Annotated in this window: 20 protein-coding genes; 1 reads left to right on the top strand and 19 read right to left on the bottom strand. The window is 41.8% G+C overall.

Going from position 1 to position 17,967, the window contains the following annotated elements:
• Positions 1-133 precede the first annotated feature (133 nt).
• From ccsB to DVB69_RS03380, 7 genes are all read right to left on the bottom strand, one after another.
• Positions 134-1,318, bottom strand: coding sequence for a c-type cytochrome biogenesis protein CcsB (gene ccsB / locus DVB69_RS03410; protein WP_116016569.1), 1,185 nt, complete (start codon positions 1,316-1,318; stop codon positions 134-136).
• Complete coding sequence (gene resB / locus DVB69_RS03405; RefSeq protein ID WP_116016567.1) at positions 1,318-2,973, bottom strand: cytochrome c biogenesis protein ResB; 1,656 nt, start codon at positions 2,971-2,973, stop codon at positions 1,318-1,320. Before resB ends, ccsB begins: the two co-directional genes overlap by 1 nt.
• Before the next feature lie 15 nt (positions 2,974-2,988).
• Positions 2,989-3,525 (bottom strand): thiol-disulfide oxidoreductase ResA, encoded by a 537-nt coding sequence (gene resA, locus DVB69_RS03400; RefSeq protein ID WP_370452910.1) that lies wholly within the window; start codon positions 3,523-3,525, stop codon positions 2,989-2,991.
• A gap of 118 nt (positions 3,526-3,643) precedes the next feature.
• Positions 3,644-4,375 carry a pseudouridine synthase gene (locus DVB69_RS03395; RefSeq protein WP_116016565.1) on the bottom strand — a complete coding sequence of 244 codons (732 nt, stop codon included), beginning with the start codon at positions 4,373-4,375 and terminating at the stop codon, positions 3,644-3,646.
• Between the two features lie 211 nt (positions 4,376-4,586).
• Entirely contained in the window at positions 4,587-5,582 is a 996-nt protein-coding gene (locus DVB69_RS03390; RefSeq protein ID WP_233505321.1) for a D-alanyl-D-alanine carboxypeptidase family protein, read from the bottom strand.
• A gap of 5 nt (positions 5,583-5,587) precedes the next feature.
• Positions 5,588-6,193, bottom strand: coding sequence for an SMC-Scp complex subunit ScpB (gene scpB / locus DVB69_RS03385; RefSeq protein WP_116016563.1), 606 nt, complete (start codon positions 6,191-6,193; stop codon positions 5,588-5,590).
• On the bottom strand, positions 6,186-6,947 hold the full coding sequence (locus DVB69_RS03380; RefSeq protein ID WP_116016561.1) for a segregation/condensation protein A: 762 nt from the start codon (positions 6,945-6,947) through the stop codon (positions 6,186-6,188). The genes scpB and DVB69_RS03380 overlap by 8 nt, the downstream gene beginning before the upstream one ends.
• 52 nt (positions 6,948-6,999) lie before the next feature.
• On the opposite strand from DVB69_RS03380, the gene DVB69_RS03375 reads away from it, so the two are divergent.
• Positions 7,000-7,512 carry a DUF309 domain-containing protein gene (locus DVB69_RS03375; RefSeq protein WP_116016559.1) on the top strand — a complete coding sequence of 171 codons (513 nt, stop codon included), beginning with the start codon at positions 7,000-7,002 and terminating at the stop codon, positions 7,510-7,512.
• On the opposite strand, the gene DVB69_RS03370 is transcribed toward DVB69_RS03375, so the two are convergent.
• The 12 genes from DVB69_RS03370 to DVB69_RS03315 form a co-directional block, all read right to left on the bottom strand.
• The gene (locus DVB69_RS03370; protein ID WP_116016557.1) at positions 7,509-7,877 is read right to left on the bottom strand and encodes a GNAT family N-acetyltransferase; all 369 of its coding nucleotides are present in this window, start codon (positions 7,875-7,877) and stop codon (positions 7,509-7,511) included. The genes DVB69_RS03375 and DVB69_RS03370 overlap by 4 nt on opposite strands.
• 176 nt (positions 7,878-8,053) lie before the next feature.
• A complete protein-coding gene (gene lysA, locus DVB69_RS03365; RefSeq protein ID WP_116016555.1) occupies positions 8,054-9,379 on the bottom strand; it encodes a diaminopimelate decarboxylase in 1,326 nt (441 codons plus the stop codon).
• 110 nt (positions 9,380-9,489) lie between these two features.
• A complete protein-coding gene (locus DVB69_RS03360; RefSeq protein ID WP_116016553.1) occupies positions 9,490-10,938 on the bottom strand; it encodes a spore germination protein in 1,449 nt (482 codons plus the stop codon).
• Entirely contained in the window at positions 10,939-11,730 is a 792-nt protein-coding gene (locus DVB69_RS03355) for a SigF/SigG family RNA polymerase sporulation sigma factor (protein WP_116016551.1), read from the bottom strand. It lies immediately after the preceding gene.
• 3 nt (positions 11,731-11,733) lie between these two features.
• Positions 11,734-12,180, bottom strand: coding sequence for an anti-sigma F factor (spoIIAB, locus tag DVB69_RS03350; protein WP_116016549.1), 447 nt, complete (start codon positions 12,178-12,180; stop codon positions 11,734-11,736).
• A complete protein-coding gene (locus DVB69_RS03345) occupies positions 12,170-12,523 on the bottom strand; it encodes an anti-sigma factor antagonist (RefSeq protein WP_116016547.1) in 354 nt (117 codons plus the stop codon). The genes spoIIAB and DVB69_RS03345 overlap by 11 nt, the downstream gene beginning before the upstream one ends.
• Before the next feature lie 213 nt (positions 12,524-12,736).
• Positions 12,737-14,038 (bottom strand): pyrimidine-nucleoside phosphorylase, encoded by a 1,302-nt coding sequence (locus tag DVB69_RS03340; protein ID WP_116016545.1) that lies wholly within the window; start codon positions 14,036-14,038, stop codon positions 12,737-12,739.
• A 5-nt stretch (positions 14,039-14,043) separates the two neighbouring features.
• Positions 14,044-15,243 carry a phosphopentomutase gene (deoB, locus tag DVB69_RS03335; protein WP_116016543.1) on the bottom strand — a complete coding sequence of 400 codons (1,200 nt, stop codon included), beginning with the start codon at positions 15,241-15,243 and terminating at the stop codon, positions 14,044-14,046.
• Positions 15,244-15,270: 27 nt separating this feature from the next.
• Complete coding sequence (xerD, locus tag DVB69_RS03330) at positions 15,271-16,167, bottom strand: site-specific tyrosine recombinase XerD (protein WP_116016541.1); 897 nt, start codon at positions 16,165-16,167, stop codon at positions 15,271-15,273.
• A gap of 104 nt (positions 16,168-16,271) precedes the next feature.
• The gene (fur, locus tag DVB69_RS03325) at positions 16,272-16,730 is read right to left on the bottom strand and encodes a ferric iron uptake transcriptional regulator (RefSeq protein WP_116016539.1); all 459 of its coding nucleotides are present in this window, start codon (positions 16,728-16,730) and stop codon (positions 16,272-16,274) included.
• Positions 16,731-16,813: 83 nt separating this feature from the next.
• Positions 16,814-17,329, bottom strand: coding sequence for a hypothetical protein (locus tag DVB69_RS03320; RefSeq protein ID WP_116016537.1), 516 nt, complete (start codon positions 17,327-17,329; stop codon positions 16,814-16,816).
• Positions 17,330-17,385: 56 nt separating this feature from the next.
• Complete coding sequence (locus DVB69_RS03315) at positions 17,386-17,931, bottom strand: NUDIX hydrolase (RefSeq protein ID WP_116016535.1); 546 nt, start codon at positions 17,929-17,931, stop codon at positions 17,386-17,388.
• Positions 17,932-17,967 lie beyond the last annotated feature (36 nt).

Genomic DNA, 17,967 nt, shown 5'->3' with positions numbered 1-17,967 from the left:
CGTGAAAAAAGAAACTAGTACACCTATTTGTCACTAGTACCATATAGAACGTGGGACACTTTAAGGGATTTTAACTACTAAATGTAAATAAAATCAAAAAAGACTGTGCAGCGGGTTTGCTGCACAGCATTTGTTACGCGTATGAGTGTAGACCGGCGATGATCAGGTTGACGGCTATTAGGTTGAACATGATGATGACGAATCCAGCAACAGCAAGCCATGCCGATTTCTTACCTTCCCACCCTTGCGAGAGCCGAAGGTGCAAGAATGCGGCGTAGAAGAGCCACGTGATGAGCGCCCATACTTCTTTCGGATCCCATCCCCATAACCGTGACCAAGCTTCATGTGCCCAAATCATAGCAAAGATGAGGGCTCCAAGAGTGAAGACTGGAAAGCCAATAAGCACGGAACGATAACCGATTTCATCCATTAGTTGTGAATTAGCCTTTTTTGCGAATGGCTGCAAGAGAGCAGCAATTGGTCGTCTAAAGATAAGCCTAAGTAGAAGATACAGCACAATACCTGTCGCTAATGACCAGACAAATGTTGTCAGTGTTTTTGCATTGACGATTGCTGGCATTTCGAACCATGGTTTCATCGTATCTGTTGTGACTTGTTCGTACTCACTCATGCCAAACAAGGGTGGCATGTTATACGTCATTTCAGAAGCTTTCCCATTTTTGTCAACGTAATTGAAATCCGCTTCATACCCCGAAAGGCTGAACGCTGTAGAAGAGACAACAAATCCTATAACTAAAACGAGGGTAAACATGACGGCTTCCAGCCAAAAAAGTTCTTTAGACTTCTTCGTCACGTCCACATTTTTAGCAAGATAAATTAGTCCAGCGACAGCACTAATGGCAAGTATTGATTCACCAAGCGCTGCTGTAATAACGTGTACAGTTAACCAATAACTCTTCAGTGCTGGAATTAATGGTGTAATTTCTCTAGGGAACATACTTGCATATGCAATAATAACAATCGCAATCGGAAGCGCGAACAACCCAAGCGAAGGTGTTTTGTAGATAAAGAAAATGAGAATGAATGAACCGACAAGCATCATGCTGAATGCAGTCGTAAATTCAAACATGTTACTAACAGGTGCATGCCCCGCTGCTATCCAACGGGTAATGAAATATCCAAGTTGAGTAACAAATCCGATGATTGTAACGACAATCCCGATTTTCCCCCACATACTATCTTTGTAGGTTTTTTCTGTTTTAGAAACCTTAACTGCACCTCCGAAAAAGAAGGTGCCGACCAGGTAGGCGATAAATGATATGAGTAGCAAGTTCGCACTTAATGCCGCGTAATCCATTAGTTTGTCTCTCCTTCCGTCGTATCAATGACAGCGTCTTTGTCCTGCTTATCGGTATACGTTGGAAGAGCAGCTACTTCTTTCACTTTATCCAAATCTTTTTTAAGTGTATACCAGTTCTTGTTAGTATGAGCTGCAATAAGCATTTCAGAGCCAGTTCCTTTTTGGATCCAAATTCTTCTATGTTGCCAATAGGATCCCTGGATAACTCCAATCATAAAGACGATTCCACCTAACAAAAGAATATAAAGTGTTTTATCTTTACGAATCGTGAGTCCTGATGCATCTCTAGTTTCAGCAGACATGAATTTGGCTTCGTAGTCATTCGGTTCGACTTCTAGTGTTTGACGAATGGCAACGAAACTTTTCTCGCCATCTGGATGGTCAGGTGTCTTCATATTGAATATGAAGGCCGGGTTATTAGGGATTGGAGATTTTGAAGAAGGTTGTCCATCTACAATGCCATCATAATCAGCGTAATATTCCATGAGTTCAATTGAAGATCCATTACCGAGATCATAGTCTTTAGCTGGTTCGTTAAGATCGATTGTGAATTCGCCTAAGGACTTTTCGGTTTTTTTGTTCATTAACGTGAACTTCATTGTTTTCAATTCACCAATTTTATAATCCATTTGAAAAATGCTGTATCCGTCAAATTTCAACGGTTTGTTGACAATGATCGGGTATTCTTTCAAGAATTCAACATCTGCAGAACCCGGTAAAGAACCTTCTTTTTCTTTATACAGTTTCACATCGGATTTAAATTCTTTCACAATGGAACCATTTTTTTCAATTGCTTCCCCGAAAACTGCATTTGATTCTTCTTTCGAATAGGTTTCTACAGAGAAGTCTATGTTCTCAAGTAAATATCCGGGTGCACCTGGAATTTCCCGGGTTTCCCCTTCACGGATCCACATGGTTTCATCCACGTAAAATCCTGGAATCCCCCGCATTAACACACCTAATAAAAATATGATTAGTCCAATGTGGTTAATGTACGGGCCCCAACGACCGAACCGGTTTTTCTCAGCAAGAATCGCCCCATCTTCGACCTTTACTTTATAATGTAAGTCCTTTAGAGCTTTTTGAGCTTTTTCAAGGGATTCATCAGAATCTGCGATATCACTTTCACCATAAATGCGTTGACGCTTCATGAAAGAAGGATGACGTTTCGTCCGTTGTTTTTTGAGTGATTTATAAAGTGGGATGACACGGTCCAAACTGGCAATAATAATTGACGTTCCTAGCATGCCAATTAAAATTTTGAACCACCAGCTATTGTACATATCATAAAATCCAAGCTGATAGTACAATTTCCCGACAGTCCCATAGAGGCGCTCATAATACTCCAGGTATTCTGAAGGATCATTCCCACTCACAGGCACATAAAACTTTTGAGGGAAGATTGTACCAATTGATGATGTCGATAAAACCGCAATAATAATACTGACACCGACTTTGACACTAGAAAAGAAGTTCCAAATCTTATCGATTATAGTTTTTTTATATGTTTGTGAACGTCTAGCAGATCCTTCATAACGCATGTCGACCATTTCACTTTTCTGTGCTTCATCTGTTAGCGGTCGACCGCACTTTTCGCAAAGGACGGTTCCAAAAGGATTTTCGTGACCGCACTGGCATTTAAATTTGCTCATTGGATACCATGCTCCTTATTCGGGTTGAATGCTCTCCATAAGAGACACAATTTCAGCTTCGCTCATTTCTCGAGTTACAATTTTTTTGATAATGCCATTTTTGTCAATCAGCATTGTTGTTGGAAGGGGGACCACATTATAACTATTCCGGCTAACACTTTTGTTTTTATCAATCATAACAGGGAAGGTTAATCCATATTGGTTAATAAACGTATCCACTTTAAATTCGGATTCTCCTATATTCACAGAAAGGACTTGAACCCCTTTCTTGGTGAATTCTTTGGAATGCTCTTCAATATACGGCATTTCTTTTTTACAAGGAGGGCACCACGTTCCCCAGAAATTCAAAAACACACCTTGTCCTTCATAATCTGAGAGCTTTACTTTCTCTCCATTCATGTCTAGCAATTCAAAGTTCGGCGCCTTATCTCCGACAGCAAGTACTTTTGTTTCTTTCTTAGAAGTAAGTGCAAAGATAATGGCTGCCATCATGATTAGTAAGATCGCTCCTCTAATCATTAAGCGCTTTTTCTTTTTATCCATCTTTGCCATCTCACTCACCTCCTAACCTCAATAATTCGAATCGTACATACCACCCTTAATTATAACAAAGATGTGTTTTTTTTTCGGCTTCAATCATGAGTGTTTTGTGAAACATTTGTGTCACAAATCAGCCGATTTTACCGGTTTCCGCGAGAACACGTAGTTGTTTCACTTCATGAGTAGTCAACTCCCGTGCTTCACCTGCATTCAAACCTACTGTTGTTAGGCTAGCAAATGATTCCCTACGTAATTTCACAACTGGACATCCTATTGCGTCAAACATACGACGCACTTGACGGTTTTTCCCTTCGGATATTGTAATCTCAATAAGAGCAGTTTGAGCTTTTTTATCCATTGATCGCATTTTTACGTTTGCTGGGGCGGTTAAGCCATCTTCTAATTGGATACCATTCTCAAGTTTCTTAAGTGCCTCCCGAGTTGGAACGCCTTTCACTTTTGCTATATATTGCTTTCGGATTCCAAACTTCGGATGTGTCATTGTGTAGGAAAAGTCGCCATCATTCGTCATTACGATTACACCCGACGTATCATAATCAAGACGTCCAACAGGGAAAATCCGCTGTTCTACACCCGGAAGAAGATCCAATACCGTTTTCCGCCCTTTCTCATCGTGTACGGTCGAGATATAGCCTCTTGGCTTATAAAGTAAATAATAGACGAAGTTTTCTTTCACAACTTGTATTCCTTCTACTTCTACTCGATCTGCACCTGATACCTTGGTTCCAAGTTCTGTTACAACGGAACCGTTCACTTTAACTTTGCCTTCCAGAATTAACCCCTCGGCTTTTCTCCGGGATGCAACACCAGCACGTGCTATTACTTTTTGTAGTCTTTCCATTTCCGTCACCTCATTCTTCAGTCTCAAAAATTATGTCATATTTTAATACAAATGAAAAGAAGACCGCCTAAAAACGGCTTAACATCAAAGAATTCAATCTCTTTCCATTGGATGAGCTACTCTTTCATAAAAAAGAAAAAACAGAGGCTTAAATTAGTCCTCTGTTGCAAAAGTTTTCAACGTTCTCAGTTATCTTTTTAGACAAAAGATCTTAATCACGTTTAAGTTCAACTTCCGAAGTTACCAACGGCTCCTGGTCCAGTGAGACTGTCCATTGGCCATTTGATAATTGCGTTTCACTCCGCGGAATCCGCATGACTGAACTAACTTTACTCTTCTCTTCAGGATTGAGCAACACTTTTATCGGTTTCTTGAGATGTGCTGTAATCCCCGGAAGTACTGCATATTCTCCTTTTTTAGCGACTGTTACAATTGAGTATTCGTTAAAGACCTTAGAAGAAAGTGATTTGTGAATGTTCCAATCATTTCCACTGTTCAGCGTCACGACAATCACTTTCTTACCATTTTTCTCAAAATAAGTCGCTAATGTTCTTCCCGCCGCCTTTGTAAAGCCAGTTTTACCGGCGACCGCATCTGTGTCTGACGTAATCAGGCGATGTTTATTTTCCCATACACCTGGTTGCTTACCCGTCCTTGTGTATTGCTCCGTAGAAGCAATCTTTTTAAATTCTTTATTTTTCATCCCAAAGTAAAGCATCATCGCAGTATCATATGCGCTAGACAAATGCTCTTCATCATGAAGACCTGAAGGATTGGTAAAGTGCGTATCCTTTAGTCCATAAAGGTCCGCTTGTTCATTCATTAGTTGAACAAACCCTTCTTCAGAGCCCCCTGCATGCTCAGCAAGCGCCATAGCCGCATCATTTCCCGAACGCAGCATGAGACCATGAAGTAACTCATCAGTAGAGACCGTACTACCGGGCTCCAAGTATATGGATGAACCTTCTGCTGATGCCGCTCGCGGAGAAATCACGGTTTTTTCCTGAGCTGTTCCTGATTCGATAAATGTTAGTGCCGTCCAAATTTTTGTTAAGCTCGCAATTGGCAACTGATCGTGCGGATTGGCTCCATCTAATATTCTACCTGTGTCAGCATCGATGACCACCCACGATGAGTTTACAGCAGCAGTAGCTAATGATACGGGCATGAGGATCATTGAAGCACATAGCATTAGTATAGCCAGCACTTTTTTCAAACACTGTTTCCTCCTTCTTCCTGTGCTTCTAATATGTCCTGAAACTTCGTTAAAAATAAGTCCGTGTCTTCATCATCTTCTGTTTCTTGAAGAAGCGGTGGTAAGTCTTCTATCGAATTCAGACCGAAGCGATCTAAGAAATACGACGTTGTCGCATATAGAATTGGACGTCCGCTCGCTTCTAAACGTCCTTTTTCCATGATGAAGCCTTTAGAAGCTAACGTCTGGATGGCTCGTTCGGATTTCACTCCCCGAACATCATCGACCTCAATGCGAGTGACTGGCTGTTTGTACGCTATTATCGCCAATACTTCAAGTGCTGCCTGCGTCATCATTTTGGATGGAGGGTTTTCAAACAATCGTTTGATATCCTCTGCATATTCCGCTTTTGTAACTAGTTGAAAGACTCCACCATACTGGCGCAATGTAATCCCACTTGTGGTCCGCTCTTCATATCCTACAAGCAGCTGTTCTAAAGCTTGTGTCACTTCACCTTCAGTCGAGACAGTCAATGCAGCAAGTTGTTTTAACGTAAGTCCTTCCTCACCTGCAACAAAGAGAAGACTTTCTATCGTAGCTGCTAGGATGTCACGTTCATTCATGCGCTTGTTCCTCCAATTGCATTCGAATCTGTAATCTATTAAAATTCCCGTGTTGTTCTACAATGATATCGCTTCGTTTCATCAGTTCTAGAATTGACAGAAAAGTGATGATTAAACCACTCATATCTCCTTCTTCAAACAACTCTTCAAAATCACAAGTGCCACCCTTGCGTTCTACTTGACTCATGATTTCATCCATCTTATCACCGACAGAGATTTCATTATTTGTTATACTTGCAGACATAGGTGCTTTTAATCTCCTACGCTGTAGCATCCGCTGGAAAGCACCGATAAGATCGAATACGTTGAGTTCATCACCCGAATCTATTGGTGTCACGCCTCCATATGCTTCTACCTCAGTGGGTGGCTTCGTGAAGTGGACAGCGCGTTCATCAGCTGATTCTTTCAGTTGAACTGCTGCTTCTTTGTACTTTTTGTATTCAAGAATTCTTGCGATCAGTTCCTCACGAGGATCTTCTTCCATGTCGAACTCTTGCCCTTCGTCATCGAATACATCTCCTTCATGGACAGGGAGCAGCATTTTGCTTTTGATTTCTATCAATGTGGCGGCAAGAACTAAGTATTCACTTAGCTCATCAAGTTCGAGTACACGCATTGCATGCAAGTGTTCTATGTATTGGTTTGTCAGCTCCGCCATTGGAATGTCATAAATATCAATTTCCAATCGGTTGATTAAGTGCAGCAATAGATCAAGTGGACCTTCGAACGCTTCTAGTTTTACATTATAAGACATTTTTTCACCTTTTCTGCTCACAGCAGATGGGTTAATAGAAAGGAGTGACTGTATGCATCCTTATTATCATCCGCTCTTCGTGGAGTTCCTTGTATATTTTAATGACAATCAAGATTATTTCGAGGGACATGAAGTATTAGAAGAATATTGGAAGTCAATTCCCGGGTACTCAAAGTCTCACCCTCTCACTGCGTATATATTACTGTCTACAGGGATGTATCATTGGAGACGTGGAAATCTGCCTGGAGCTTTCCGAACTATCAACAAAGCACTTCAGCGATTCACCTCTCTTCCACCTATTTACGATGAATATAAAGAAGTCGTTGACTTTGATCGACTCATTCAAGACGTCGTAAATGCAAAAAAAGAAATCTCAATAGAGCATTCATTCCGCGCAATGGAAATCGGTATTCAATCTCAGCAACTAAATGAGTTAGTTCAAACAACCGCACAAAACCTTATCTTACTGACAGCAGGCAGCGATGAGGTTATTCATAAACATATGCAACGTGACAGAAGTGATATTCTAAAACTTCGCAACGAAAAGAAGAAGAGCGGACGTTAGCGTTCCGCTCTTGTTTCTTCCAGAACACATTTACTGACAAATGCATCCGTATATTCATTCCCATAGGGAGTTTTGTCTGGAAATTCCTCTTGCAGTTTGGTTACCATCTCTTTCCCGATTCCTTCCCCTCTAAAAGAAGGATTGATGGAAAGATGCTGAACGACAAAGGATTGATCTGCAACTTCAGCACCGACAATTCCAATGAGATCTTCTTGTTCCTTCACCAAATACATTTCCCATTTGTCATCTGTCTCATAACGTGTCATGGTTTCTTGTAGTTGTTTGACAGGCTGATCACCGGAACTGTATGAAAGAAATCCCATCGCTATTTTTTGATACGCTTTCTTGTAACGAACAAGTTTCATGGGGATCCCTTCTCTTTCACTAATACTATCTGCTCGATTTTACAGGATTGTCCATCATTTATCAACTAAGCTTTAACGGGGATCGATAATTGGTACAACAATATACCAATAGACCGCTCCCCATACTAATGCCATGATAACAATTCCTAAAAACAAAAGTAGGTTACGCTTTTTCATTACGATTCTTTCCTCACCTTCTGTTGCAAGGAAAGGTCTAATCGAGTAATGTCTTCATATGTCTCTCGTCTGATGACGAGCTGATGGTGCCCCTCTTCTGCAAAAATGACAGCAGGTCTAGGAAGTCTATTATAATTTCCCGCCATGGAATACGTATACGCACCTGTACAAAACACAGCGAGGATATCACCTTCCGTAACGTCAGCAAGTTTTGCATCTACAATGAGTTTATCTCCGGATTCGCAACATTTACCCGCGATCGTAACAGTAGTATCGTGTGGGCTTGACATCCGATTCGCGACAGCCGCTGTATAATTCGCGTCATATAGTGCGGGCCGTATATTATCCGACATGCCGCCATCAACTGCAATATATGTGCGTACTCCCGGAACTTCTTTTACACTGCCAGCTGTGTAGAGTGTTGTTCCTGCATCCCCTACAAGTGAACGACCTGGCTCTATCCAGATTTCAGGAAGAGGATAGTTCCAACTCTTTGAAAGTTCAAGAACTACTTCCGCCATTTTTTCTACATATTGAGAAGGTTCCAACGGATGATCTTCTTCCGTATACCGGATGCCGAATCCTCCGCCTAAATTCAGGACTGTGCAAACAAACGAATGGCTTTCTTTCCACACTTGCATTTTTTCCATCAATGCTTGTGCGGCATGGGTAAATGCATCCGTCTCAAAAATCTGTGAACCAATATGACAATGGAGACCCAACAATTGAAGATAGGGCGCACGAAAGGCAAGTTCAAATGCTTTGTCTGTTTGACCGTTTTTCAAGTCAAATCCGAATTTAGAATCTTCTTGTCCAGTTGTAATGAATTCGTGTGTGTGTGCTTCAACACCAGGTGTGACTCTCAACAAAATTTTCATATGTTGTTTTCGAGTAGATGCAATTTCTTTCACCATGGACAGCTCTAAAAAGTTATCGACGACAATACAGCCTATTTTTTCATCAAAAGCATAGTTCAATTCCGTGTAACTTTTGTTATTACCGTGGAAATGGATACGTTCTCTAGGGAAATTGGCTTTTGCCGCAGTAAACAATTCTCCGCCCGAAACAACGTCCAATGATAATCCTTCTTTTGCTGCCAGTTCATAAATGGCAATTGAAGAAAACGCCTTGCTCGCATAGGCGACTTGAGCTCGGATCCCCATCTTTTTAAATGTTTCTTGAAATCCTGCAGCTCGCATCCGAAATAATGCAGTATCGTAGACGACGAGCGGTGTGCCATAAACATGAGCAAGGTCAATGGAATCTGTCCCTCCAATGACTAAATGCCCTTTGTCGTTCACCTTTTGAGTTCCGTATAAGTCCATAGGGTACGCCTCCACTCCATTAATTGCGATAAATCTCCCCCTGCAGATGTTCATGAAGGTGAAGTTGTCTATGGACAAATTTATCACAACTTTTGAGGACAGGCAATTGTTTACGGCATTCGATCACGATCTGGTGATTCCACAATAAACGGTCGTGGAGAATCGTGTGTCATCGGTTGGCGCAGGATGACACGCAACATCGCTATTGGGAAAAATGGCAGTGCCGGCCATAAATAGGGAACATTTAAAGGCTTCATCGAACTTAAGTAATAGAACAACAGAGCAAGCATAATGAAAAAACCTGGTGCTCCAGCTACTGCCGCACCAATTAGTAAAGCGATTCTAAATATCTTGGTGGTAATACTCAATTCATAAGAAGGAATAGCAAATGTTAAAATCGCACTAACAGCAACATACAATACTACTTCAGGAGTAAAGAGACCTACATCAATTGCTACTTGCCCAATAACAATTGCTGCAACTAACCCCATGGCGGTCGTCATCGGTGTTGGTGTATGAATGGCGGCCATTCGTAATACTTCGATCCCTAAATCGGCTAATAACAATTGGACAAATAGCGGTACTGCTCCAGGGTCATCCGGTCCGATGTAATGCATAAATTGAGGAATGTATTGCGTTTTTGTTGCAAGCAGATACCAAAAAGGCAGCAAGAAAAGACTAAAGAGGGCACCTATCATTCTAATCATCCGGATGAACGTCCCAATAAAGGGCGTCTGTCGGTATTCTTCAGCATGCTGCAAATGATCGAAGATGGTAGTCGGCACGAGGATAGCAGATGGTGAGGTGTCGACAATCAAGGCAATACGACCTTCTAATAGGTTCGCAGCACAAATGTCCGGTCGTTCGGTGTATCGAACAAATGGCATCGGATTAAATCTTTGCTTGAATAGGTACTCTTCTAGGGACTTATCCGTCATTGTGAGACCGTCTGTTTCAATTTCTCCCATTCTTTTACGAATTCCATCCAGCATCTCGTTATTGGCTGCCCCTTTGATATAGGCAATCGCCACATCGGTTTTGCCAATTGCAGATACCTTATGCATTTCGAATCGGAGTTTAGGTGTTCGTAATCTTCTTCTTATCAATGTAGTGTTTTGAAGAATATTTTCAGTAAACCCATCCCTTGACCCTCTTATTACTTTTTCATTATCGGGCTCTTCTGGTTGTCTCCCTGGGTAACTTCTAATGTCTATTAGGAATGTGAAACCATCTTCAGTCACGAACCCTGCAAGTCCACTCAAAAGAGATGTTAAAAATTCGTCCCGGCTTTTCGGTTGCTCTACTGCGTGATATGGGAAGTAGGAAAGTAGCTTCTCACCTGAATGGTGAGAAGCTTCACTTCCTCTACTTGCATCTTGCATTTCAGTCAATAACGTTGTGATTGTCTGTCCATCTACAAGGCCGTTGATGTATAGAAGTAGAACCGGCATTTCCCATAAATGAATTTCCCGTGTAACAGCATCATACGTTTCCCCTGTTCCAAATTTATTAACAAACCACGCTTCTGCTTCCGTCTTAGATGTAAATAATGGATTCATTTACCGATCAGCCCTCGCTTTGTCCAACGTCTCGTCTACACTAGCACCCATCCATGTTTTCAGTTGGGCAAGTATTTTCTTTTCTAATCGCGATACTTGGACTTGAGAAATTCCAATCCGTTCTGCAATGTCACTTTGAGTACAGTCTAAATAGTAGCGCATGTATATAATGGTCTGATCTCGTTTGTTTAGTTTTGAGACAACATCCCGTAGCGGAATATGGTCAAACAGTCGCGTAGATCGATCATCTTTGAGCTGATCCATCAGTGTCAAACTATCTCCATCAGTGTCGTACAGCTGTTCATGTAAAGATGCAGGATCTCTTAATGCATCAGATGCTAATATAATCTCGTCTACCGTAACTTCGAGTGTTTTTGCGAGCTCAGAGATGGAAGGTGAAGTTCCATGCTCCTTCACATAACTATCTGTCGCATGTCTAATTTTAAAACTTAGTTCACGAATGGAACGGCTCACCTTCACCATACCGTCATCTCGAAGAAAACGTTGTATTTCTCCTACAATCATCGGAACTGCATATGTCGAGAACTTTACTTCATAGGATAAATCGAACTTATCAATCGATTTCATAAGGCCGATACAGCCAATTTGAAACAGATCCTCCAAGTCTGCACCACGCGAAGCGAACCGCTGAACAATTGACCAGACGAGGCGTGTATTCCCTTCCACCATGCGTCTGCGGGATTCCTTATCGCCTGATTGAGACTGTTGAATCAGCATGCGCATTTCCTCTTGGGATAGAAGCGCTCCATTTTTTTCAACAGACATTTCCATAGGTCACCTCATTCTGCTTTTTTCCGTGACCGGAGAAAATGCTTTTTCAAACCGCACGACAGTCCCTTGTCCAATTGCGGATTCAACCGACAAATTGTCCGCAAAGCTTTCCATGATTGTGAAACCCATACCAGATCGCTCCAGCAATGGTTTCGTTGTAAACATCGGTTCCATCGCCTGGTCCACATCGAAAATCCCATTTCCTTCGTCCGTAACAGTCATCGTCACTTTGCTATCTTCAATTTTTGCATGAATGGTCACTTCTCTTTTTCCGTCACAGTCATAGCCATGAATAATTGCATTCGTCACAGCTTCAGAAACTATCGTTTTAAACTCGGATAACTCTTCAATCGTCGGATCTAAAGGTGATATGAAACACGTCATCGTCATTCTAGCTAATGCTTCGTTCTCCTCGATTGCGACAAATGACAATGTCATCTCATTGTTCATGTAAAACCCCTCCGATTTCACCTATAGCTTTTTCTACGTTGCAATGCCTCACCACTTCACCAAGACCTGAGAACTGAAAAATCTTTTCCATCGTGGAAGAGGGATTCAGAATGAGAGTCTCCCCATTTTGTGGTGAAAGATCTCTCATTCTTCCTAAAATCAAACCAATTCCTGAACTATCCATAAATCCAAGATGTGTCAGATCCCATATAACCCCATGTACTTTTCCACTAAAGATCTCCGATGAAATTTGTGTTCGAATGCGATTGGCTTCATGATTTCCTAATTCTCCGCGTAACGTCACAACAATGATGCCATTTTTTGTAATTGCTATATCTGTCATCGTTAATCCCTCCTTCTCGCCCACTATTCAACGGAGGGAAAGTGGAATCCTTCTTCATGACAAAACTAGTGTTAACGTTACATGAACCGACATCAGAACTTGCTCACAGTATGTCCGAAAAGAATTTTTTTTAGACAACAATTCTTTTATTGACATCAAAAAAGCACCATTCACGACAATCGTGAATGGTGCTTTGCTCTTATAAGTTTTATGTTATTCCATAACTTTATGAATCAGTTTAGGACGTTTCGGAGCATGTTGTGAAATGTGAATGTGCTGAAGTAGCAAGCTTTCAGTCTGTAAGATGTTTTCAGTATTCGAGTGGACGACAGCAATTGCCTCTCCCGATTTAACAGCATCCCCGATTTTTTTCTTAAGGACTATGCCGACCGACAAATCGATATCGTCTTCTTTTGTCGCTCTTCCTGCGCCGAGAAGCATAGCAGCAACGCCGATTTCATCTGCTTCCATCCTCGTTATAAAACCAGTTGTTGTCGACTTTACTTCGATTTGATAAGCAGCTTGCGGCAATAATTCCGGATTTTTCACAATAGCTGGATTCCCACCTTGCGCTTCAAGGAACTTAGCAAATAATTCTAGCGCAGAACCATCTTGAATAACCTGGTTCAGCTGATTTCGAGCGTCTTTTGTATTTTTAGCTTTTTTACCTGCAATTAGCATTTTACTTCCTAGGACAAGACACAACTCTGTTAAATCATCCGGTCCATTGCCGTTCAGCGTATCAATCGCTTCTTTCACTTCCAAAGCATTGCCAATCGCATATCCTAGGGGCTGGCTCATATCAGAAATAACAGCCATCGTATTGCGACCTACTTCCTTCCCAATCGCTACCATCGATTGGGCAAGTGCCTCTGCATCTTCAGTAGTTTTCATGAAAGCCCCGTCACCAGTCTTCACGTCCAACACGATCGCGTCCGCACCCGCTGCAATCTTTTTACTCATAATGGAGCTAGCAATGAGCGGAATGCTGTCTACTGTCGCTGTAACATCACGGAGTGCATATAGCTTTTTATCGGCAGGTGTTAGGTTACCACTCTGTCCAATAACCGCTAATTTTAAATCGTTCACTTGTTTCACGAACTGTTCTTCAGAGATTTCAACATGAAAGCCTTCAATTGCTTCTAACTTATCAAGTGTCCCACCTGTATGACCAAGTCCTCTTCCACTCATTTTCGCAACAGGTACCCCACATGCCGCTACGAGTGGGGCAAGTATAAGCGTCGTTGTATCTCCCACGCCTCCAGTAGAATGCTTATCAACCTTAATACCTTCGATTGCCGATAAATCGATCTGGTCACCTGAATCTACCATGGCCATCGTTAAATAGCCTTGTTCTTCTGCATCCATGTCAGAAAAATACGTAGCCATCAGAAAAGCACTCGCCTGATAATCCGTAATAGAGCCATTCGTATAGCCATTTACAAAGAAACGAATTTCTTCTTCAGACAATGTCTTTCCATCTCTTTTTTTCTGGATCACATCAACCATTCTCATTCTGATCACCGTGCCTTTTCAATTAATGATTGTAAAAAGCTCTCTCCGAATTCCGGTGCTTTTGCTTCAAAGTTCTCTGCAATCGTTGCCCCGATATCTGCGAATGTTTTGCGAAGTGGAAGTGTTCCACCACTTGCAAAGCGAGGGGAATATATGAGCAAAGGAACGAATTCACGTGTATGGTCCGTACCTTCATGAATGGGATCGTTCCCGTGATCCGCTGTGATGATTAATAAATCGTCCTGTTTCAAACGACTCATTATTTCAGGCATGCGCGCATCGAATTCTTGCAATGCTACTCCATAACCTTCAGGATCACGACGGTGTCCGAAGAGTGCATCGAAGTCTACAAGGTTTGTAAAACTCAATCCTTCGAATTCCGTGTCCATTTCGATGAGCAACTTATCCACACCATCCATATTGCTCTTTGTCCGAACAGCTTTTGTGACGCCTTCATTATTAAAGATGTCAGAAATTTTCCCTACAGCTACTACATCTCGTCCGATGTCTTGTAATGCATTCATGACCGTTGGAGAAAACGGTTTAAGTGCATAATCATGTCGATTTGAAGTACGGACAAAGCTTCCTGGTTCGCCGATAAACGGACGTGCAATGATACGTCCTACTAAATATTCCGGCTCTAGCGTCAGTTCACGAGCAATTTCACATATACGGTATTGTTCTTCAATCGGAATGATATCTTCATGCGCTGCAATTTGTAGGACCGGATCCGCAGATGTGTAGACAATGAGCGCTCCAGTTTCCATATGCTCTTTTCCGTACTCTTCAATAACCGCAGTACCGCTTGCCGGTTTGTTACAAATTACTTTACGGCCTGTCCGTTTTTCCAACTCTTCAATCAGTTCAATAGGAAATCCATTTGGATACACTTTAAATGGTTTATCGATATTAAGTCCCATCATTTCCCAATGCCCTGTCATTGTATCTTTACCAACAGACGCTTCTTGCATTTTACCGTAGAGTCCAATCGGAAATTGCTCTTCAGGAATACCTTGGATTTTTTTAATATTGGATAAGCCCATTCGAGCTAAATTCGGCATTTGTAGACCGTTCTCCATATGTTCTCCAATATGGCCAAGTGTGTCAGCGCCTTCATCTCCAAACAAATGGGCGTCCGGAGCTTCACCAATCCCGACAGAATCTAGAACGACTAAATGAATTCTTTTAAATGGTTGTGTACTCATTTGAATTGCCTCCTAAAAATAATATGATTATGCTCTTGGGTGAAACTGACTATATACATCTTTTAGTCGCGTTCGACTAACATGTGTGTAAATTTGGGTAGTTGAGATATCAGCATGCCCAAGCATTTCCTGCACAGCCCGGAGATCCGCACCGTTTTCAACAAGATGTGTTGCAAAAGAATGACGCAACATGTGTGGGGTTAGTTTTTGAGTAACTCCCGCATTTTTAGAGACTTCTTGCAAAAGACTCCAAATGCTTTGTCGTGTTAAACGTCCTCCTCTTGCATTTAAGAACAGTGCGTCTTTCCCTGAACCAGTGGCAACGAACTCGGGACGTACAACTTCAAGATAACTTGTACACGCTTTCACTGCAGTGTTTCCTAAAGGAATAATCCGTTCTTTACTTCCTTTACCGAACACGCGAACAAAACCCATTGTTAAATTGATGTCATCTGCATTCATCCCTATTAGCTCACTTACCCGCATTCCGGTTCCATATAACAATTCAAAGATGGCAGTGTCCCGGATACGCTGAGGAGTAGTTGTGCCAATTGCATTGATGAGCTTATCAATATCAGATACCGAAAGAACGCGCGGCAATTTCTTTTCCAGTTTAGGCAGTTCTAGGTGAACCGTAGGATCCGTGTCTGATACTTTGTCCCGTAGCATAAACTGATGAAAGGACCGGATGGATGAGATGTGCCTTGAGATGGTTCTGGATGATTTTCCTTGTTCTTTCAATTGGTGCAAATAGTTTGTAATCTTAGATTGGTCTATCGTATCTGTAGGCGTTGTGTTGGAAGACAGCCAGCTTGTATATGCGGTTAAGTCCCGTTTGTAAGAAGAGATTGTATTGTCTGCCAGCTGTCGCTCAACTTTTAAAAAATGTAAGTAATCCTGAAGAGCGAATTGCAAGTCTGTCATATGTTACGGACGTCTAGTTAAACAACATTATGCTGCAAACACAGACCCCTTCCCTCCCTTACCAACATAAACGCTAAAAAAGGACAGCATGCTGCCGCCCTCTTTTACTTTCCCTTTGTGTCTCCTTCGGATTTACAACGTTTGCAAATCCCGTGGAAGGTGAGCCAATGATCCTTGACTGTAAATCCAAATCGTTTTTCAACGACTTTTTCTACCTCACCGAGAAGATCTTCTTGAATTTCATCGACTGCTCCGCATTCAATACATATTAGATGATGGTGGAACCTTGCAGCTCCTTCTTTACGTAAATCGTAACGAGCCACTCCATCTCCAAAATTAATTTTGTTTACGACTTTCAATTCAGTTAACAATTCTAGTGTTCTGTAAACAGTAGCAAGACCAATTTCTGGAGCTTTATCTTTAACGAGCAAAAACACATCTTCTGCGCTTAAATGGTCTGCCTCGTTTTCCAAAAGCACCATGACTGTAGCTTCCCGTTGAGGCGTCAATTTATAGCTGGCCCCATGTAATTGTTTTTTTATGCGTTCAATTCGGCTTTCCATAGGACGCCCCCCTCAAGAATGATTCTATTATAGCAAACCGCCAATCGTTATGACAATAGAAAGGAAAGCGCCCTATAGAGCTTTTAACCTCCTAAGAGATTGTATACGGCTTTGTCTGCGAAGAAAAGGACCAGTCCAACGCCAGCAATCATAAGAGGAAGTTTGTTATTGCTGGTTCTTTTCACCGATTTACGGGTGAAAAAAGGAGGCGAAAGTGTCCAACAATATAGCAATACAAGGAATGTTCCTAGCAATTTAAACGGAAACCACCATCCTGTATAGGAGAGCATGTTCACTCCACTCGCGAGAATGTGAGCAGAGGCGAGACCGAATAATACAGCCTTCAGCGCGCCTACGAGCATTACGAACCATCTAGTTCTCTTCGAGAATGACAAAACCATGGCCACAACGTAAAAAGAAAGGACTGTTGCGAGTTGAATGAGTAAAGAACTAGAACTGTTTTGCGCAGCCTGGCTATCGTAAATCTGAACGATAAAAGAGAAATCCGCATCAGGAATGCCTCGATAGAGTAGCACGCCGCCTATGTAACCTACTGCGAGTATGACAAACAACTGCAAAAACGATAATGAACGAACCATAGACAAGCACCTCCGAATAGTTTGTACTACTCTATGCTTGTCCGGTTATAATTAGTTCAATTTTTCAGGAGTTCTTTAATATACAGCACAGCGAAGGCTGTTTTCGCATCATAAATCCGTCCGTCTTTCATCATTTCCTCTGCTTCTTCAACCGTGCATTCTTGAAGATTGATGAATTCGTCATCATCTCCTGCAGCTGGGTTCTCGACTTTTTCTAGTGATTTCGCTAAATACAGATGAATAATTTCATCTGCAAATCCAGGAGAGGTTGCAAAAGATTGAACATAAGTAAATTCGTTCGCTCGATATCCCGTTTCTTCCTCCAACTCCCGAATCGCAGTTTTCTCAGGATCTTCCCCAGGCTCAATTTTCCCTGCAGGAATTTCGATGATGGACCGTTCTAAGGCTTTCCTGAATTGTTCAACGAGAACAATTTCGTTTTGATCCGTAATGGCGATAATTGCAACTGCACCTGGGTGTTTGATGAGCTCTCGTTTTGCCCGTTTGCCGTCAGGTAGTTCAACTTCGTCGACACGTAGTTCAATAATCTTCCCTTTGAATAAAGTTTCACTTGCCACTGTTCGTTCTTCGAATTTTTTCATAAGGTCCCCCACTTCCCTTCTTGTTTCGACCAGTAT

It is taken from the genome of Sporosarcina sp. BI001-red (assembly GCF_003384035.1).
Classification (GTDB): Bacteria; Bacillota; Bacilli; order Bacillales_A; family Planococcaceae; genus Sporosarcina.
Note: the sequence above shows the minus strand (reverse complement) of the source record. Positions and strands in the feature narration are given on the sequence as shown.